Below are 18,535 nucleotides of genomic sequence, written 5' to 3'. Positions count from 1 at the left end.
GGCCTCAGCTCGAGTACGCGGAGTTCTCGTGCACGTAGTCGTGCGTGAGGTCGTTGGTCCAGATGGTCGCCTCGGCGCTGCCCGTGGCGAGGTCGATCTCCACGACCACCTCGCGCGGCTCGAGGTCCACGAGGGAGCGGTCCTTGCCGATCCCGCCGTTCTGGCAGATCTCGACGCCGTTGATGGACACGTTGATGGAGTCGGGCTCGAAGGCCGCGTCCGTCGTGCCCACGGCGGAGAGCACGCGGCCCCAATTGGGGTCCTTGCCGAAGATGGCGGTCTTGAAGAGGTTCGATCGGGCAACGGCCCGTGCCACGACTTCCGCGTCACGCTCGCTCGCGGCGTTGAAGGTGCGGATCGCGATGTCATGGGCCGCGCCCTCCGCGTCGCCGATCAGCTTGCGGGCCAGCTCGGCGCATACCTGGGTGAGGCCAGCGGTGAACGCCGCCGCGTCCGGAACGGCTCCGGACGCGCCGGAGGCGAGCAGCACCACGGAATCGTTCGTGGACATGCAGCCGTCGGAGTCGGCGCGGTCAAACGTGACCCGGGTTGCGTCACGGAGCGCGGCGTCGAGCATCTCGGGATGGATCTCGGCATCGGTCGTGAGGACCACCAGCATCGTCGCGAGGCCCGGGGCGAGCATGCCGGCACCCTTGGCGATGCCACCGATCGTGTACGCGACCCCACCCCCGTCCGCGCCAGTGAACACGGCCTCCTTCGCCACGGTGTCCGTCGTCATGATCGCCACGGCCGCCGAATGGCCGCCGTTGTCCGCGAGGGCGGCGGCGAGGGCGTCGACGCCCGGGATGATCTTGTCCATCGGCAGCTGCTCGCCGATCAGGCCCGTCGAGCAGACCACGACGTCGCCCGCGGAGATGCCGAGCGCGTCCGCGGTCTTCTCGGCCGTGCGATGGGTGTTCTGGAAGCCCTCGGGGCCGGTGCAGGCGTTGGCCCCGCCGGAATTGAGCACGACGGCGTCGACCCGGCCGTCCGTGACGACCTGCTTTGACCAGCGAACGGGCGCGGCCATGACTCGGTTTGACGTGAACACGGCAGCGCCGTGCTTGTCCGGCCCATCGTTGACGACGAGGGCCATGTCCGGCTTGCCGGAGGCCTTGAGCCCGGCGGTGATACCGGCGGCCCGGAAGCCCTTCGGTGCGGTGACGGTCACGGTGCGACTCCCAGCTGGTTGAGGCCGGCGCCCTCGTTCAGGCCCAGCGCGATATTCATGGATTGGATGGCTCCACCCGCGGTGCCCTTGGTGAGGTTGTCGATCGCCGAGCTCACGATCACCCGGCCGGCGTGCTCATCGAACGCGAGCTGGATCACCGCATTGTTGGAGCCGATGACCATCTGCGTCGCGGGCCACTGGCCCGACGGCAAGACGTGGACGAACTGCTCGTCCCCATAGGCGGACTCCCACGCAGCCCGCAACGAAGCGACACCCACGTCCGCCTTGACGCGGGCGGTCGCCGTCGTGAGGATGCCGCGGCTCATGGGTGCGAGGGTGGGCGTGAAGGACACGGTGACCGGCTCGCCCGCGGCGTTGGAGAGTCCCTGCTCGATCTCGGGAGTGTGGCGGTGCCCGCCGCCCACACCGTACGGGCTCATCGACCCCATGACCTCGGAGCCGAGGAGATGCGCCTTGACGCTCTTGCCCGCGCCGGAGGTGCCGGACGCGGAGACGATCACGACGTCGTCGGGCTCGAGGAGCCCTGCGGCAAAGCCGGGCGTGAGGGCCAGGAGTGCCGACGTCGGGTAGCAGCCGGGGACGGCGATGCGACGCGCACCGAGGAGCTTCTCGCGCTGCTTGCGGCCAGCTCCCCCGCTCTCGCCCAGCGGGAGCTCGGGAAGGCCGTACGGCCACGTGCCCGCGTGCTCGGAGCGGTAGAACCGGAACCAGGCCTCGGGGTCCTCCAGACGATGGTCGGCGCCCGCGTCGATCACGAGCGTGCTGTCCGGCAGGGCCGCGGCCACCTCGGCGGACGCGCCGTGCGGGAGGGCGAGGAAGACGACGTCGTGCCCCGCGAGGTTGTCAGTCGTCGTCTCGACGATGACGCGGTCGGCGAGCGGGAGGAGATGCGGCTGGAGCTCGCCCAGCCGGCTGCCGGCGCTCGAGTGGGCCGTGATCGCCCCGATCTCAACGTCGGGGTGGTTGGCCAGCAGCCGGAGGACCTCTCCCCCGGCGTAGCCGCTGGCTCCGGAGACAGCTGCAGTAATGGTCACGCGCCCACTGTAGGCAAGTTTATGCATGGTAGTCAATATTTATGCATAGGGGGATCGAGTGCGTGTCCTTAGGATGGGTCCGGACGCGAAACGAGAAGCAGGAGAGAATCCCATGATCAACGCCATCGTCGCCACAGTCCCGGGAGGGCCCGAGGTCCTCGCCCCCGCTGAGGTCGGCATGCCCGAGCCGGGCCCCGGCCAGCTCCTCGTCCGCGTCGCCGCCGCGGGCGTGAACTTCATCGAGACGTACCAGCGGCAGGGACTGTACAAGGTCCCGCTGCCCTTCACCCCCGGTTCCGAGGCCTCCGGCGTCGTCACCGCCGTCGGAGAGGGGGTGACCGACTTCGCGAAGGGTGACCGCGTCGCCACAGCCGAAGGCACTGCCACGTATGCGCAGTACACGCTCATCGCGGCGGACCGGGCGCTCCCCGTCCCCGAGGGTGTTGACCTCCTGACGGCGGCCGCGCTGCCGCTCCAGGGCATGACGGCCCACTACCTCATCAACTCGACCTTCCGCGTCGAGCCGGGCCAGACGGTCCTCCTCCACGCGGGCGCCGGCGGCGTGGGGCTCCTGCTCATCCAGATGCTCAAAGCGCGCGGCGCCCGGGTCATCACCACCGTGTCCACGGACGGCAAGGCCGAACTCGCAGCAGGCGCTGGGGCCGACCATGTGATCCGCTACCACGAGTTCCCCAAGCAGGTCCGCGAGCTCACCAACGGCACAGGGGTCGATGTCGTGTACGACGGCGTGGGGCGGGACACGTTCGACGGCTCGCTCGAGTGCCTGCGCATCCGCGGCATGCTCGTACTGTTCGGCGCTGCCTCCGGTCCGGTGGAGCCGGTCGACCCCCAGCGGCTCAATGCCGGCGGCTCGCTGTTCCTCACCCGCCCCACCCTCGGCCACCACCTCCTCAACGCCGCCGAGCGCCGTTGGCGGTCGTCCGAGGTCTTCGGCGCCGTAGCGGACGGGACGCTCAATGTCCGCATCGGGGCCCAGTTCCCCCTGAGCCAGGCCGCCGACGCCCACCGGGCGCTCGAGGGCCGCGCCACGACGGGCAAGGTCCTTCTCGTTCCCTGACAGGCTGCCGTTCCCTGACGCGCCGTCGTCACTGACAGCCGGCGATGCCCGGCCGTGACCAGCGCCTCGGCCCCGAGATCCCTCCGGAGCCGAGGCACCGGTGGAAGAATGGCGGCACGATGACATCGACCAACGAGCCTGAAGGCACGGCTGTGAGTGAACCACTCGACGATCAGGCCTCAGAGACCCCGCGCCCCCTCGAGACCGGGCAGCCGTATCCGCCCCAGCTGCCCGGGTCCGACCGCACCCCGGACCCTCGGACCCTCATCGACGTCCTGACCGCGACCGCCGAAGCCTTTCCCGAGGCGCCCGCTCTCGACGACGGAACGCGCGCGCTCTCCTACACGGAGCTCCTCGAGGAGGTCCGTGCGATGGGCCGCAGGCTGCACGCCGCGGGCCTCGGGGCCGGGGACCGTCTGGGGATCCGCATCCCCTCCGGAACCACCGAGCTGTACGTGGCCATCCTCGCAACCATGCTCGTGGGGGCCGCGTACGTCCCGGTGGACGCCGACGACCCGGACGAGCGTGCCAAGCTCGTGTTCAGCGAGGCGAAGGTTGCCGGGATCCTGCGGGGCGGCGGGACGATGGTCGTGGACCAGAAGCGCCCCAAGCCGTTCCCCGCACCGCGCCCGGCGGCCCCCGAGGACGACTGCTGGATCATCTTCACGTCGGGGTCCACGGGGACGCCCAAGGGCGTGGCCGTGGCGCACCGCTCTGCCGCTGCATTCGTGGATGCCGAGGCCAGGCTGTTCCTCCAGGACGAGCCGATCGGCCCCGAGGACCGGGTCCTCGCCGGGCTCTCAGTCGCTTTCGACGCCTCGTGCGAGGAGATGTGGCTTGCCTGGCGCCACGGCGCATGCCTCGTGCCGGCACCCCGGGCCCTCGTGCGGACCGGGATGGATCTGGGCCCGTGGCTCGTGCAGCGGGGCATCACGATCGTCTCGACGGTTCCGACCCTCGCCGCGCTCTGGCCGGCCGAGGCCCTCGAGAACGTCCGCCTGCTCATCTTCGGCGGCGAGGCCTGCCCGCCGGAGCTTGCGGCGCGGCTCGCCGTGGACGGCCGCGAAGTGTGGAACACGTACGGGCCCACCGAGGCGACCGTCGTGGCGTGCGCGGCGCCGATGGACGGCGTCGGCCCCGTGCGGATCGGGCTCCCCCTCGACGGTTGGGACCTCGCGATCGTCGACGCCGCAGGCTTGCCCGTCGCGGAGGGCGGCATCGGCGAGCTCATCATCGGCGGCATCGGCCTGGCCCGTTACCTCGACCCGGCCAAGGACGCCGAGAAGTACGCCCCCATGCCCACGCTCGGCTGGGAGCGCGCCTACCGCTCGGGCGACCTCGTCAAGTTCGAGTCCGCGGGCCTCCTCTTCCAGGGCCGCGCCGACGAGCAGGTCAAGCTCGGCGGCCGCCGGATCGAGCTCGGAGAGGTCGACGCCGCACTCCAGTCGCTCCCCGGCATCGCCGGCGCGGCTGCTGCCGTGCGCACGACGGCGGCCGGGAACCAGATCCTCGTCGGCTACCTTGCGCCGGTCGAGGGCACTGCACCGGACCTCGCCGCGTCCCGCAGGCACCTCAGGCGCGAGCTGCCGGCGGCGCTCGTGCCGGTGCTCGCCGTCGTCGACACCCTCCCGACCAAGACGAGCGGCAAGGTGGACCGCAACGCGCTTCCGTGGCCGCTGCCCGGCCAGGACAACGACGAGGGCCCGGACCTCGAGCTTCCCGAGGACGCCGCGTGGATCGTCGAGCAGTGGGGCGCTGTCCTCGGCACGAGGGCGCCTGGGCTCGACGCCGACTTCTTCGCCCACGGCGGTGGATCCCTCGCCGCGGCCCAGCTCGTCTCGGCGCTGCGGCGGCGCTACCCCACGGTGACGGTCGCCGACATCTACGCCCACCCCCGCGTCGGGGCCCTCGTCGAGGCGGTGCTCGGCTCCGCGCCAGCGGGGTCCACGGAACCCCGCGAGCGCACCGTGCGGCCCACGTCCCGCAGGACCCAGCTGGTCCAGACGCTCATGGGGATCCCACTCTTCATCCTCGTCGGCATGCGCTGGCTCACGTACCTCGCGGCCGGGAACAATCTGCTGTCGGGAGCCGCCGCGATTGCCACCGGCTCCGGGTTCTCCGCAGCCCCGACGCTCTCGTGGTGGTGGGTCGCGGCGTCATGGATCGTGTTCGTGAGTCCGTGGGGCCGCATGGGCATCTCGGTGGTGGCCGCGCGCCTGCTGCTGCGGGGAGTCGCTCCCGGGCGCTACCCGCGCTCGGGCAGCGTGCACCTGAGGCTGTGGCTCGCAGAGCAGATCGCGGATCTCGCGCAGGCCGTGAGCCTCGCGAGCGCGCCGTGGGTCCCCTACTACGCACGGGCCCTGGGCGCGAAGATCGGCCGGGACGCCGTGCTCCATTCCGTACCGCCGGTCACCGGCATGCTGTCCGTCGGATCCGGCGCGTCGGTGGAGCCCGAAGTTGACCTCTCGGGCTGGTGGATCGACGGCGACTGGGTCCACATCGGGGGCATCAGCATCGGCTCCGGCGCGACGATCGGCGCCCGCAGCACACTCCTGCCCGGGGCGCGCATCGGCGCGGGAGCCGTCGTCGACCCCGGCTCGGCCGTCTCGGGGAGGGTCAAGGAGGGCCTGCGCGTCGCCGGGTCGCCCGCGACCCGCGTGGGCAAGGCGAAACCGAGCTGGCCCGAGGCCACCGTGAGGCGGTCCCGGGTGCGGGAGGGCGCGTGGATCGGCGCGTTCGCCGCGGGCTCGACGCTCCTGGCCCTCATTCCGTTCGTCTCGGCCGCAGCGGCCACTCTCGTCCTCGTAGGTTTGGTCCGTGGGCACCATTCACTCCACGAGGCCGTGGGGCCGCTCCTCGCTGCGACGCCCCTCGCGGCCGCCGCGTGGTTCGCGCTCAATCTTCTGCTCATCGCCGGGGTCACCCGGCTGCTCGGCCTCGGCCTGACGGAGGGCTACCACCGCATCCGGTCCCGCACAGGGTGGCAGGTCTGGGCCACAGAACGGGTGCTGGACATGGCGCGCGACGTCCTCTTCCCGATCTACGCGAGCCTCTTCACGCCGGTGTGGCTGAGGATCCTGGGCGCGAAGATCGGCAAGGACGTCGAGGCGTCAACGGTGCTGCTCCTGCCCAAGATGACCACGGTGGCCGACGGTGCGTTCCTCGCCGACGACACGATGGTCGCCAGCTACGAGCTCGGCGGCGGCTGGGTGAGGATCGCCCCGGCCAAGGTGGGCAAGCGCGCCTTCCTGGGCAACTCGGGCATGACAGCGGCCGGCCGCTCGGTGCCGAAGGACGGCCTCGTCGCGGTCCTCTCCGCCACCCCCAAGAAGGCCAAGTCCGGCTCGTCGTGGCTCGGGAGCCCGCCCGTCCGCCTCCGGCGCACCGCTATCACGGTCGACACCGAGCGGACCTTCCGCCCGACGTCGCGGCTCAAGGTCGCGCGAGCGTTGTGGGAGCTGTGCCGTGCGCTGCCGGTCGTGCTCACTGTGGCGATCGCCGTCGTTGTCCTCGTGTCCCTCGACTGGCTCGCCGCCGCCTGGGGCTATCTGGCTGCCGCCCTCGTGTGCGGGGCCGTCATGCTCGTGGCCGGCGGCGTCGCGGCGGCGTCCGCGACCGTGGCGAAGTGGCTGTTCGTGGGGCGGATCCGCGCCAGCGAGCATCCACTGTGGAGCTCGTTCGTCTGGCGCAACGAGGTCCAGGACACGTTCGTGGAGATGGTCGCGGCGCCGTGGTTCGCGCGCGCGGCGGCCGGCACCCCCGCTCTCGTGTGGTGGCTGAGGTCCCTGGGCGCGAAGATCGGTTCGGGAGCATGGTGCGAGAGCTACTGGCTGCCCGAGGCCGACCTCGTGACGCTCGGCCCCAGCTCAACCGTCAACCGGGGCTGCGTCGTGCAGACCCACCTCTTCCACGACCGCATCATGAGCATCGATACCGTGGTGCTCGGCGAGGGGGCCACTCTCGGTCCGCACGGCGTGGTCCTGCCCGGGGCGGAGATCTCCGACGGCGCGACGGTCGGCCCGGCGTCGCTCGTCATGCGCGGCGAGCATGTTCCTGCTGCCTCCTACTGGCGAGGCAATCCCGTGGTGCCGTGGAAGGAGCCGGAGGCACCCATCCGGTGAGCCCTTACAAGCACATCCTGCCGAAGAAGACGTCCAAGAACGGCGCCCTCCCGGACCAGTACACGCCCGGCCACGGGAGCGGCGCCTACCGCGTGCGGCACTACGACCTCGAGCTCGACATCCGCCTCGCGAGCAACCGCCTCGCCGGGCGCGCACGGATCCGCGCCACCGCGAAGGAGCGGCTGGAGACGATCACCCTGAGCCTCACCGGCATGCGCGCGCTCAAGGCCCAGGTGGACGGCGCCAAGCCCGCACGGACGGTCCAACGCGGCAACGAACTCCGCATCACCCCCGCGTCCCCGCTCGCGAAAGGCAAGGACTTCACCCTCGAGGTGCGGTACGAGGGCAATCCGGGGCCCGCGGACGGGCAGTGGGGCGAGGTGGGCTGGGAGGAGCTTTCGGACGGCGTGATCGTAGCGGGTCAGCCGGTCGGTGCGCCCACCTGGTTCCCCTGCAACGATCATCCGAGCCAGAAGGCCACGTTCCGCATCTCCGCCACCGCGGACGCCGGCTACCGGGTCGTCTCGAACGGCCTCCTTGTGGGCCACCGCCGCAAGGCGAGCCGGGAGACGTGGGTGTACGAGGTCCACGAGCCCATGGCGCCCTACCTTGCGACGCTCCTCATCGGCCGATACCAGCTCCTCGAGCTCGGGCACATCCCTCACCGGGCCTCGCCCGGCGTCGGCGTGTATGCCGCGGTTCCTCCCGATCTGAAGCAGGCGGCCCTGGCGGGACTTCGGGACCAGCGGGCCATGGTCGAGCTGTTCTCGGACCTGTTCGGTCCGTATCCGTTCCGCGACTACACGGTCGTGGTCACCGAGGACCCCCTCGAGATTCCGCTCGAGGCGCAGACACTCTCGATCCTGGGGCGCAACCACATCACCCGGTCCTGGGAGTCCCAGCGGCTCATCGCCCACGAGCTCGCGCACCAGTGGTTCGGCAACTCCGTGACGGTGCGGCGGTGGGAGGACATCTGGCTGCATGAGGGATTCGCGTGCTACGCCGAGTGGCTATGGAGCGAGCACGCCGGGCAGGGCTCGGTGCGCTCCCGGGCGGCCTCCGCCTGGAAGCTCGTCGCCGCACAGAAGCAGGACTTCCTCATCGGCGATCCGGGGCCCGACCTCATGTTCGATGACCGCGTGTACAAGCGCGGGGCCCTCGCCCTGCATGCCGTGCGGTGCGCCGTCGGCGACGACCGATTCTTCCGTGCCCTCAGGGCCTTCGGCGAGGAGAACCGCCACGGGAACGCCTCGACCTCTGATTTCGTGGAGCTCCTGGAACGCGTCGGGGCCGGCGCTCGGAGGTTCCGGCCCGCCGAGCTCCTGCGCCCCTGGCTCTTCGAGCGCAAGCTCCCTGCCATGCCGACCTAGCCCCCGCGCCCGTTCTGGGAGCCAGAACGCGACCCTCAGAGCGTGGGTCTGGCGAGGGCCGCGACAAAGCCCTCCGGGAGCCCGAGAGAGCGGGCGTCGAGATCGCTCACGCGGCGGTCGCCGAGGGCCTCGACAGATGCCGGATCGGTCCGCAGTCCTGTGCTGAGTGCCTTGAGGAGGGCCTCCTTGCGGGCCCAGAGCCGCGCTGCCTCCGCCGCGGGGTCGGCGGCCGCCGACACCCGACGCCGCTCGGCCGGGGTGAGGGCGGCATCCGGGATCGCGCCGCGGACGTCGGCGACACGGACCAGGTCGACGCCGATCCCCATCCCCCGCCCGACCTCCGCGTCGCCGGGCCTCACCTCGAGGTCCAAGGGAACGAGCGTGCGCTCAGAGCGCGAGGTGTCGGCCGCGACGAGGGCCCACTCGCCAGCGCGGGACATGCTCGCGGCGATGGGCAGCCGACGGGACCTGCCCAGCGCACCAAGCGGGGCGCCGTCGTGTGCGAGGACGAAGCCCGGCCGACCGTGCTCCCCGACCCCGCACTCGAGGCACGTGTACGCGGGGCGCACCTCGTAGGGGTCAACCCCGAGAAGGCCCGCGACGAACGCCCGGAGCGCGAGACGCCCGGCGAGGAAGCGGTGCCGCTGCACGGCGTCGACCAGTGCAGCGGCCCGCTCGAGCTCACCGGGGGTCGGGGCGCCGTCCGGAAGCGGCGAGCCCGGGGCGCCGAGGGGCACCGCCCTCAGCACGAGATCCCCCGGCACCGAAGCTCACCTCCCGAGCGGACGGGACGCCGTCAGCGCTGGACCGCGCCGAACCGCTCGGCCGCGAGCGCCACGGCAGCGGCGCGCGCCTCGGATGCCTCGTCGGCGGTGAGGGTGCGGTCGGCGGCGCGGAAGCGGAGCCCGAAGGCAAGCGACTTCTTGCCCTCGTCGATGCCCTTGCCCGTGTAGACGTCGAACAGGTGGATCTCCTCGAGGAGCTCGCCAGCGCCCTCCCGCAGCGACCCCAGGATCTCGTCAGCGGGCACGGAGGCGTCGACGATGAGGGCGACGTCCTGCGTCGCGACCGGGAACGCAGAGAGGTGCTTCGCCACGACAACGTCCGGGGCCGCCTCGAAGAGCACGTCGGCGTCAAGCTCGAACGCGACGGAGCGCGCCGGCATGTCGAGCTCCGCGAGCAGCTTGGGGTGCAGCTCGCCCGCGTATCCGACGACCTCGCCGGAGAAGAGCGAGAGCTGGGCAGCGCGGCCGGGGTGGAACGCCTGATGCGATCCCTGCGCGACCACGAGCTCGACGCCGAGAACCTCGCCGGCGAGCCGGGCGACGTCGAGCGCGTCAGCCCAGTCCCAGGCGCGGGGAGCGTTGCCGGGCGACTCCGGGGTCTCCCTGCCCGTGAACACCGCGCCGATGTGCAGCGGCTGGTCCGGGAGCCCGTCGTAGAGCGCGTCGAGGACGTCCTCGGGCGGGCGGACGCCGAGCGGCGGGATGCTCGGGGTGCCGAGCACCCCGTCGCCGGGCAGGAACACCAGGCCCGCCTCGTAGATCGCGAGGTCGCGGAAGCCGCGGGAGTGATTGCGCTTGGCCGTGTCGATGAGGCCCGGGAGCAGCGACGTGCGGAGCCAGCCGTGCTCCTCGCTCAGCGGGTTCGCGAGCTTGACCGCCGCGCGCGGCGCGCCGGCCTCGGCGACCCCGAACGTCTCATTCTGCACCTTCGTGGCGAACGGGTACGCGAGGATCTCGGTGAGGCCCGCATCGGCGAGCCCCTGGACGAGGCGCCGGCGCTGCTGCTGCGTGCGCGTGAAGCCGCGGCCCGGAGGCGCGGTCGGAAGTCTCGAGGGGATCTTGTCGTAGCCGACGAGGCGTGCGATCTCCTCGGACAGGTCCTCCTTCGTCTCCAGGTCATTGCGCCAGCTCGGCGGAGTGACGACGAAGTCTGCGCCGGCCCGCTCAACGTCGGCGCCGAGGTCGCCGAGGCTGCGCGTGATGAGCTCGTCGCTGAACTCCATGCCGATCCGCTCCGACGCGAATCCAGCGGGCAGCTCGATCCGGACGGGCTCCGGCGCCGTCCCGACGTCGGTCCCGGACTCGTCGGCGGTGCCGCCGCCCAGCTCGACCAGGAGGTCGACGACGCGCTGCGCTGCCACGTGCGCGACATTCCAGTCGACGCCGCGCTCGAAGCGCTTGGACGCCTCAGACGGGAGCCTGTGGCGTCGGCGCGAGCGGGCGATGCTCACGGTGTCAAAGTGCGCGGCCTCGACGAGGACGTTGACTGTGTCATCGGAGCACTCGGTCGAGGCACCGCCCATGACGCCGGCGATGCCGATCGGACCCGACTCGTCGGTGATGAGGAGGTCCTCGGCATCGAGGGAGCGGACCTTCTCGTCGAGGGTCGTGATCCTCTCCCCCGCGGCGGCTCGGCGAACCGTGATGGGTCCGGTGAGCTTGTCGAGGTCGTAGCAGTGGGTCGGCTGGCCGAGCTCGAACATGACGTAGTTCGAGATGTCCACGGGCAGCGAGATCGAGCGCACGCCCGCCAGACGCAGGCGCGAGACCATCCACGGCGGCGTGGGGCGCGTCGGGTCGATGCCGCGCACGGTGCGCGCCACGAAGCGGTCACAGCCGGGGACGCCGTAGATGGGCGTCTGGTCGTCGAGCACGACGCCGTAGCCGCCCCCGAGCGTCTCGGGCGCCTTGACGAGCTCGGCCGGATCGGTGAACGCGGTGCCCGTCGCGTGCGAGTACTCGCGGGCGATACCTCGGATCGAGAAGCAGTAGGCCCGGTCGGGGGTCACGTTGATCTCGGCGGCCTCGTCGGTCAGGCCGAGGAGCTCGAGCGCGTCCGTGCCGATCTCGGGGTCGAGCCCGATGCGCGAGAGCACGAGGATGCCGTCGTGGTCGTCACCGATCCCGAGCTCTCGGACGGACGCGATCATGCCCGCCGAGACGTGGCCGTACGTCTTGCGGGCCGCAATGTGGAAGTCCCCGGGCAGCGTCGCGCCGGGGAGGGTCACGACGACCTTGTCCCCCGCTTCGAAGTTGTGCGCGCCGCACACGATGCCCTGGACGCCGGAGGGCTCGATGCCCTTGCCCGTGAGCGTCTGCTCCTGGCCCTCCGGGACTACCCGGACCTGACACCAGTTGATCGTCTTGCCGTTGCTCTGCGGCTCCTTCTCGGCGCTGAGCACCTGCCCGACGACGATCGGCCCGCGGATCGAGTCCGAGGGACGGTGGACGTCTTCTTCCTCGAGGCCAACCTTCACCAGGTCTGCCATGAGGTCCTCTGCCGTCGCGTCGGCAGGAAGCTGCGTGTACTCGCGCAGCCACGAAAGGGGGATTCGCATGTGACTAGATCTCCATCCCGAAGTGCTGGCTGAACCGGACGTCGCCCTCGATCATGTCGTGCATGTCGGTGACGTCGTTGCGGAACATGAGCGTGCGCTCGATGCCCATGCCGAACGCGAAGCCTGAGTACTGGTCGGGGTCGATACCCGCGGCGCGGAGGACATTGGGGTTGACCATGCCGCAGCCGCCCCATTCGATCCATGCCGGGCCACCCTTGGCGCCCGGGTGCCAGATGTCCAGCTCAGCGCTGGGCTCGGTGAAGGGAAAGTAGTTGGGGCGCAGGCGGATCTTGGCGTCGGCACCGAACATCAGCCGGGCGAAGTGCTCGAGCGTGCCGCGCAGGTCTGCCATCGACAGGCCCTTGTCGATGGCGAGGCCCTCGAACTGGTGGAACACGGGCGTGTGGGTCGCGTCGAGCTCGTCGGTGCGGAAGACCTTCCCGGGGCACAGCACATAGATCGGCACCTCGCGCTCGAGCATCGAGCGGACCTGGACCGGGGACGTGTGCGTGCGCAGGAGCAGGTGTGCCTCGGGGGGGTCGATGAAGAAGGTGTCCTGCATCTCGCGCGCGGGGTGGTCCGGCTTGAAGTTGAGGGCATCGAAGTTGAACCACTCGGACTCGAGCTCGGGGCCTTCTGCGATCTCCCAGCCCATGCCCACGAAGATCTCGCTCACGCGCTCCTGGAGGGTCGAGAGCGGGTGCCGGGCTCCTGCACGACGACGGCGCGGGGCCGCCGTGACGTCGACCGTCTCCTCGAGGAGGATGCGGGCGTCGTTCTCCTCTTCGAGCACCGTCTGGCGCTCGGCGATGGCCTTGTTGACCCGCCCGCGGGCGCCCCCCACGATCTTGCCCGCGGCCGCCTTGGCTTCCTTCGGCAGGGCCCCGATGGCGCGGTTCGCGAGCGCAAGCGGCGACTTCTCACCGCTGTGCGCAATGCGGGCGGCCTTGAGGGCGTCGAGGTCCGCAGCCGCCGCGACCGCCGCGATCGCCTTGTCCACGGCGGCGCCGACCGCCCGCTCGTCAACGGGGTCAGGGACGCTCGGGGCAGTCACAGGGTCTTCGATCTCGGCTGATGAGGGCGTTGTCTCGGGCACCCGCCAAGTCTAATTCACGGGCTACTATGCACCTGTGCGCGCTGGGACCCGGGCACGGGCTGTGCTCAACACGCTGAACCTCTCGACGCTGCTCGGCCTCCTCGTGGCCGCAGTGGCACGGACGCCCCTGCGCCGCGGCCCCGGCGGGCTGTTCGTCGCCGAGTCCTACCGTCCGAGGCTCCCCGTGGCTGGCGCCTTCACGGTGGGGAACGTCGTCTTCACGAGAGGCAGCGCCGCCGAGCTCGTCTCGCGTCGCGAGCTCTTCGCCCACGAGGCCCGCCACGCGACCCAGTACGCGGTCTGCCTCGGGCTGCCGTTCCTCCCCCTGTACTTCGCCGGCTACCTCGCTGGCGCCGCCGTCACGCTCGCACGGCCCGGCGACCCGGCCTCCTTCAACCCGTTCGAACGCCTCGCCGGCCTCGAGGACGGCGGCTACCTGCCACGTAAGGATCTGAGACCATGAGCCACCCCGACACCATCACCGTCACCGGGACAGGTTCCGTCATGGCAGTGCCGGACCTCGCGATCCTCCGTCTCGGCTCCGAGGTCCGCTCGCAGCGCCTGAAGGATGCGTACGACGGCGCGTCGCGCGCCTCGGAGGCGATCGTCGCCGCAGCGCTGCGGGCCGGCGTCGCCCGCAACGACATCGCCTCGACCTCGCTCACCGTCACCCCCGAGATGACTTGGGAGGAGGGGCGCGGGCAGCGGTTGGTCGGATACGCGGCGGGCCGCGGGCTGACCGTGCGGGCGAGGGACCTCGCGCGCACCGGAGACCTGCTCGACGCCGTCGTGACGGCAGGCGGTGACGCCGTGCGGATCAATGGGCTCGCACTCGGGATCTCCGATGAATCCACGGCCCGGGCTTCGGCGCAGGAGGCTGCCTTCCTCGACGCCAAGGCGTGCGCCGAGCGGCTCGCACAGCTCGCAGGACGCGGACTCGGCGCCGTGGTCCGCATCGACGCGGGGCCCCAGGGGGGCATGCCCGGCCAGCCGGTGCCGATGCGCAGGGTGGCCTTCGCGGCGGCCGAGGCCAGCGCGCCCCTCGAGCCGGGCGAGACCGAGGTCTCGGCCTCGCTCATCGTCGCGTGGGCGCTCGCCTAGACCTGAGTCTGGATGCAGCGTCTGGGGCCCCGCACCCGACATCCCCGCGCAGGGCGCTTGACATCAATTCGAAGATAGATTCGAATGTACGCTATGCGATGGAACACGCAAACGGTGGCCGAACCGCTCCCCGGGTCGGACAGCGGCCTCCCGGCCCAGCCGCCCCTCCTGTCCCTTGCGGGCGCGCTGCGCACGGTGAGGACGCCGGAGTTCCAGGGAATCACCTTCCACGAGGTCGCCGCGAAATCGGCGCTCAACAAGGTCCCGCCGGCGTCCTCGATGCCGTTCCGCTGGACGGTCAATCCATACCGTGGCTGCAGCCACGCCTGCGTGTACTGCTTCGCCCGCAATACCCACACGTATCTCGACCTCGACGCCGGCCTCGACTTCGACCGGCAGCTCGTCGTCAAGGTCAACGTCGCGGAGGTCCTCCGAGCGGAAGTTTCGAAGCCCTCGTGGGACCGAGAGCACGTGGCCCTGGGCACCAATACGGACCCGTACCAGCGGGCCGAGGGCCGCTACGCACTCATGCCGGGGATCATCAGGGCATTGGCAGGCTCCGGCACACCGTTCTCCATCCTGACCAAGGGCACCCTCCTCGCACGTGACATCCCGCTGCTCAAGGCCGCAGGGGCCAACGTGCCGATCAGTGCGGGGATCTCCCTCGCAGTGCTGGACCCCGAGCTCCAAGCGGCCATCGAGCCGGGAACGCCGTCCCCCGCCGCGCGCCTCACTCTCATCTCGCGCCTCCGCGAGGCCGGCCTGCCCTGCGGCGTCATGGTGATGCCGATCCTGCCCTGGCTCACGGACTCGGAGGAGCATCTGGACGCTCTCATGGGAAAGCTGGCTGCGGCGGGGGCAACCGGGGTGACGACCGGGGCGCTGCACCTGCGGCCAGGAACCCGCGAGTGGTTCATGGGGTGGCTGGCCCGCACCAATCCACACCTCGTGGGGCGGTACCGCAGCCTCTACGCGAAGGGCGCCTACGCTCCGGCCGAGTATCGCTCGTGGCTGGGGAAGCGAGTTGCTGCGGCCAAAGCGCGGCACGGGTTCGGGCGAGGTTTCGAGCGCGATGAGGCCTTTGGGCATCGGGATGCCACAGCCCGCGCCGAACGCCCGCTCAGTGGCGAAAGAGCACACCGCGGCGGCGGCCACGCTCGGCGCGGCGGCTCTGAGAACCCCCGGCATCAGGAAAGCGATCCGCTGCAGGATGCACTGTTCTAGGAGAGTGCCCTCGTAGGACGGCGCCCTCTTCTAGGGCAGCGCCTTGTTCCAGGACAGCCCGCCTTCTGAGCCGGTGAGTCCCGGCGCGGCACAGTTCCAGACGGCTGCCCGCGTCTAAGCCAAGTGTCTGCGGAGCGCGTCGACGATCGGGAGGTCCGCGGGTATCCAGGGCAGGTCCATGATCCGGTCGCCGTCGAGCTCGACCCAACGAAGCTCGTCGTGGTCCTCGAGTGGAGCCGGCGCCCCATCGTGCACCGCCGCAACCCATACCCGCATCGCGGCCGCCCCGCTGAGCGGCCAGCCCTGGACGAGCGGACCGGGAATCTCGTCACCGAGGACCACGCCCACACCGAGTTCTTCGCGCAGCTCCCGGCGGAGTCCGTCCTCGGGTGCCTCCCCCGCCTCGACCTTGCCGCCCGGGAACTCCCACATCCCCGCGAAGGCCTCGGGCGCCGTCCGCCGTGCCACGAGGAGCCGCACGGGCCGCTCGAGCGAGTCGACGATCGCGCCGCCCACGACCTGCAGGAGCCCTCCGTTGTCCGCGGGTTCCGCGCTGCCCTCAGTCTGCGTCTGCACGAGTCACAGTCTAGGCAGGGCCCATGGAATGACCCTGCGCGCCGTAGTGTTGGCAAGGACCGAGGGCCAACGCTGTTCCTCCACCTTCGCCCATGCCACCCGAGGAACAACGCCGTGCCAACGCCCGAACGTCCCCTGGCCGACTCGGCCCCACCCCACCAGACACGACCCGAGCAGTCACTACTCGAGCAGCCCGCGGACGCGGTCGCTCCGCGCACCCACCGCCCCTCGACGCTGCTCGCCCCGCGCCCGCTGTTCTGGGCCATGCTCGCCCTCGGTCTGGGCGGATTCGCCATCGGCACTGTCGAGTTCGCGACGATGGGCCTTCTCAAGGAGATCGAGCGCGGTCTCGCCATCAGCACGCCCGAGGCCGGACAACTCATCTCCGCGTACGCGCTCGGGGTCGTCGTTGGCGCTCCCCTCCTCGCGGCCTTCGGCGCACGACTGCCCCGCAAGGCACTCGTGCTCGGCCTCATGGCCTTCTACGGGATCGCGAACCTATCCTCGTTCGTGGCCGCCGACTACGGGGCGATGCTCGTCTCACGCTTCGCAGCGGGCCTCCCCCACGGCGCATACTTCGGCACGGCCGCCGTCATCGCCGCCTCACTCGTGGCGCCGACGAAGCGCGGGTGGGCCATCGCCACGGTCATGTCCGGCCTCACCATCGCCAACGTGCTCGGGGTCCCCGCTGCCACGTGGCTTGGGCAGTCGCTCGGATGGCGGCTCCTGTTCGTCGTCACGGGCGTGATCGCCGTCGTGTGCGTCGCCATGGTGGCACGGTTCGTCCCCTATGAGCCGCCCCACCCCGAGGCGAGCATCAGGCGCGAGCTCTCGGCCCTCAAGAGGGTGCAGCTCTGGCTGGCCCTCGCTGTCGGCGTCGTGGGATTCGGCGGCTTCTTCGCCACCTACACCTACATCGCGCACACGATGACCGGCGTTGCCGGCCTGCCAGAATCTCTCATGCCGGTGGTCGTCGCGCTCTACGGGCTCGGCATGGTCGCGGGCAACATCGTCGGAGGCCGGCTCGCCGACCGCTCGGTCATGGGCACGATCTACTGGGCGCTGGCCGCCGTGGCGGTGGTGATGGTCCTCTACGGGCTCGCCGCACCTATCTGGCCGCTCGCGCTGGTCATGGTGTTCGTGGTCGGCGGCTCCGGCTCGATCCTGATCCCCGCCCTGCAGGCCCGCCTGCTCGACACCGCTCCGGGTGCCGCGACCCTGGCCACGTCATTGAGCCACTCCGCCCTCAACGTGGCCAACGCGCTCGGTGCGTTCCTGGGCGGTGCGGTCATCGCGGCGGGCTGGGGCTTTGTCGCCCCGGCATATGTGGGCGCGGTCCTGGCCGTACTCGGCCTGGGGATCGTCTTCGCCAGCGGTGTCCTCGAACGCCGCCGGCCGCTCACCTGACGAGCTAGGACGCGTCCCCGCGCGGGATGTCGGGCTCGAGGTAGATGAGGCGCGCACTGGGGACGGCCGCGCGGACGCGGGCCTCGGCGTCGTCGATCGAGCGGGCGATCTGCTCACCCGTGGCACCCCTCGTGACGCTGATCTTCGCTCCGACGAGGAGGTCCTCAGGTCCGAGGTGCATAGTCCGAAGGTGAATGACCCGGGTCCCGTCGCCGGCAAGGGCCGCCTCGATCTTGGCGACATCCGCCGCCGTGGCTGATTCCCCGAGAAGCAGCGAGCTTGTCTCAACCGCGAGGATGACGGCGATGGCCACGAGGAGCACACCGATCATCGCGGTGCCGGCGGCATCCCACAGTCCGTTCCCTGTCGCGACCGTCAGAGAGACGCCGAACAGAGCGAAGACGAGGCCGACGAGGGCGCCGAAGTCCTCGAGGAGGACCACCGGCAGCTCGGGCTGCTTCGCATTCCGGATGTACGAGACCCAGGATTGGGTGCCCCTCGTGTGGCTGGCTTCCTTGATGGCCGTGCGGAAGGACAGGCCCTCTGCGATGATCGCTCCGACGAGGACCGCGAGGGGTACCCACCACCAGCCGCCCTCGATGCCGTGCGGGTGCTGGAACTTCTGCCACGCCTCGTACAGGGCAAAGAGTCCGCCCACGCTGAAGAGCACGATGGAGACGATGAACGCGTAGATGTACCGCTCGCGCCCGTAGCCGAACGGGTGCTCCGGATTCGCCTTCTTCCGTGAGCGCTTCCCTCCCACGAGCAGGAGCACCTGGTTCCCCGAGTCGGCGACCGAGTGGATCGCCTCGGCCAGCATGGATGACGACGCGGTCAGTGCGAAGGCGACGAACTTCATCACCGCGATGGCCAGATTTGCGGACAGCGCCGCGACAACGGCCTTGGTCCCACCGCCAGAAGCCATGAAGATTCCTTTCGAGTGATCGGCCCCGCGGGTGCGTGCGGTGCCGTACGAAGACCAAGCTACCGGCT

Annotated in this window: 14 protein-coding genes; 7 read left to right on the top strand and 7 right to left on the bottom strand. The window is 70.8% G+C overall.

What is annotated here, in order from left to right; genetic code table 11:
- Positions 1-4 precede the first annotated feature (4 nt).
- Together argJ and argC are read right to left on the bottom strand one after the other, a co-directional pair.
- Positions 5-1,171, bottom strand: a complete 1,167-nt coding sequence (gene argJ, locus AB5L97_RS07675) for a bifunctional glutamate N-acetyltransferase/amino-acid acetyltransferase ArgJ (protein WP_307958998.1) — start codon at positions 1,169-1,171, stop codon at positions 5-7.
- On the bottom strand, positions 1,168-2,226 hold the full coding sequence (argC, locus tag AB5L97_RS07670; RefSeq protein WP_369047077.1) for an N-acetyl-gamma-glutamyl-phosphate reductase: 1,059 nt from the start codon (positions 2,224-2,226) through the stop codon (positions 1,168-1,170). Before argC ends, argJ begins: the two co-directional genes overlap by 4 nt.
- 112 nt (positions 2,227-2,338) lie before the next feature.
- Between argC and AB5L97_RS07665 the strand changes: the two genes are divergently transcribed.
- The 3 genes from AB5L97_RS07665 to AB5L97_RS07655 all read left to right on the top strand — a co-directional run bounded on the left by AB5L97_RS07665 (position 2,339) and on the right by AB5L97_RS07655 (position 8,795).
- Positions 2,339-3,304 (top strand): quinone oxidoreductase family protein, encoded by a 966-nt coding sequence (locus tag AB5L97_RS07665; RefSeq protein WP_369047076.1) that lies wholly within the window; start codon positions 2,339-2,341, stop codon positions 3,302-3,304.
- 119 nt (positions 3,305-3,423) lie between these two features.
- Complete coding sequence (locus AB5L97_RS07660; RefSeq protein ID WP_423246831.1) at positions 3,424-7,425, top strand: Pls/PosA family non-ribosomal peptide synthetase; 4,002 nt, start codon at positions 3,424-3,426, stop codon at positions 7,423-7,425.
- Positions 7,422-8,795 carry a M1 family metallopeptidase gene (locus tag AB5L97_RS07655; protein WP_369047075.1) on the top strand — a complete coding sequence of 458 codons (1,374 nt, stop codon included), beginning with the start codon at positions 7,422-7,424 and terminating at the stop codon, positions 8,793-8,795. Before AB5L97_RS07660 ends, AB5L97_RS07655 begins: the two co-directional genes overlap by 4 nt.
- A 35-nt stretch (positions 8,796-8,830) precedes the next feature.
- Here the strand turns inward: AB5L97_RS07655 and AB5L97_RS07650 are convergent, their stop codons facing one another.
- The 3 genes from AB5L97_RS07650 to pheS are packed head-to-tail and all read right to left on the bottom strand — an operon-like array spanning position 8,831 to position 13,234.
- Positions 8,831-9,559, bottom strand: a complete 729-nt coding sequence (locus AB5L97_RS07650) for a 4'-phosphopantetheinyl transferase family protein (RefSeq protein ID WP_369047074.1) — start codon at positions 9,557-9,559, stop codon at positions 8,831-8,833.
- Between the two features lie 32 nt (positions 9,560-9,591).
- Positions 9,592-12,138, bottom strand: a complete 2,547-nt coding sequence (pheT, locus tag AB5L97_RS07645) for a phenylalanine--tRNA ligase subunit beta (protein ID WP_369047073.1) — start codon at positions 12,136-12,138, stop codon at positions 9,592-9,594.
- Positions 12,139-12,142: 4 nt separating this feature from the next.
- Complete coding sequence (gene pheS / locus AB5L97_RS07640) at positions 12,143-13,234, bottom strand: phenylalanine--tRNA ligase subunit alpha (protein ID WP_423246830.1); 1,092 nt, start codon at positions 13,232-13,234, stop codon at positions 12,143-12,145.
- A gap of 34 nt (positions 13,235-13,268) precedes the next feature.
- Here pheS and AB5L97_RS07635 point away from each other — a divergent pair, with 34 nt between their 5' ends.
- The 3 genes from AB5L97_RS07635 to AB5L97_RS07625 all read left to right on the top strand — a co-directional run bounded on the left by AB5L97_RS07635 (position 13,269) and on the right by AB5L97_RS07625 (position 15,559).
- On the top strand, positions 13,269-13,697 hold the full coding sequence (locus AB5L97_RS07635) for a hypothetical protein (protein WP_369047072.1): 429 nt from the start codon (positions 13,269-13,271) through the stop codon (positions 13,695-13,697).
- On the top strand, positions 13,694-14,335 hold the full coding sequence (locus tag AB5L97_RS07630; protein WP_369047071.1) for an SIMPL domain-containing protein: 642 nt from the start codon (positions 13,694-13,696) through the stop codon (positions 14,333-14,335). Before AB5L97_RS07635 ends, AB5L97_RS07630 begins: the two co-directional genes overlap by 4 nt.
- Positions 14,336-14,428: 93 nt before the next feature.
- On the top strand, positions 14,429-15,559 hold the full coding sequence (locus AB5L97_RS07625; RefSeq protein WP_369047070.1) for an Rv2578c family radical SAM protein: 1,131 nt from the start codon (positions 14,429-14,431) through the stop codon (positions 15,557-15,559).
- A gap of 114 nt (positions 15,560-15,673) precedes the next feature.
- Here the strand turns inward: AB5L97_RS07625 and AB5L97_RS07620 are convergent, their stop codons facing one another.
- On the bottom strand, positions 15,674-16,135 hold the full coding sequence (locus AB5L97_RS07620; RefSeq protein ID WP_369047069.1) for a (deoxy)nucleoside triphosphate pyrophosphohydrolase: 462 nt from the start codon (positions 16,133-16,135) through the stop codon (positions 15,674-15,676).
- Between the two features lie 264 nt (positions 16,136-16,399).
- Here AB5L97_RS07620 and AB5L97_RS07615 point away from each other — a divergent pair, with 264 nt between their 5' ends.
- Entirely contained in the window at positions 16,400-17,542 is a 1,143-nt protein-coding gene (locus tag AB5L97_RS07615) for an MFS transporter (protein ID WP_307959035.1), read from the top strand.
- Positions 17,543-17,546: 4 nt separating this feature from the next.
- Here AB5L97_RS07615 and AB5L97_RS07610 read toward each other — a convergent pair whose 3' ends face one another.
- Positions 17,547-18,467, bottom strand: coding sequence for a cation diffusion facilitator family transporter (locus AB5L97_RS07610; RefSeq protein WP_369047068.1), 921 nt, complete (start codon positions 18,465-18,467; stop codon positions 17,547-17,549).
- Between the last annotated feature and the right edge of the window lie 68 nt (positions 18,468-18,535).

Origin of the sequence: Sinomonas sp. P10A9 (genome assembly GCF_041022165.1) — a bacterium.
GTDB lineage: Bacteria > Actinomycetota > Actinomycetes > Actinomycetales > Micrococcaceae > Sinomonas > Sinomonas puerhi.
The sequence above is the reverse complement of the archived record's forward strand: the minus strand, read 5'-3'. Positions and strand labels throughout refer to the sequence as shown.

What these genes read in the sequence shown, in the direction of transcription:
- AB5L97_RS07610 (WP_369047068.1), bottom strand. Translation starts at nt 18,467, where the DNA reads ATGGCTTCTGGCGGTGGGACCAAGGCCGTTGTCGCGGCGCTGTCCGCA.
- AB5L97_RS07665 (WP_369047076.1), top strand. Translation starts at nt 2,339, where the DNA reads ATGATCAACGCCATCGTCGCCACAGTCCCGGGAGGGCCCGAGGTCCTC.
- AB5L97_RS07660 (WP_423246831.1), top strand. Translation starts at nt 3,424, where the DNA reads ATGACATCGACCAACGAGCCTGAAGGCACGGCTGTGAGTGAACCACTC.
- AB5L97_RS07625 (WP_369047070.1), top strand. Translation starts at nt 14,429, where the DNA reads ATGCGATGGAACACGCAAACGGTGGCCGAACCGCTCCCCGGGTCGGAC.
- pheT (WP_369047073.1), bottom strand. Translation starts at nt 12,138, where the DNA reads ATGCGAATCCCCCTTTCGTGGCTGCGCGAGTACACGCAGCTTCCTGCC.
- AB5L97_RS07615 (WP_307959035.1), top strand. Translation starts at nt 16,400, where the DNA reads ATGCTCGCCCTCGGTCTGGGCGGATTCGCCATCGGCACTGTCGAGTTC.
- AB5L97_RS07630 (WP_369047071.1), top strand. Translation starts at nt 13,694, where the DNA reads ATGAGCCACCCCGACACCATCACCGTCACCGGGACAGGTTCCGTCATG.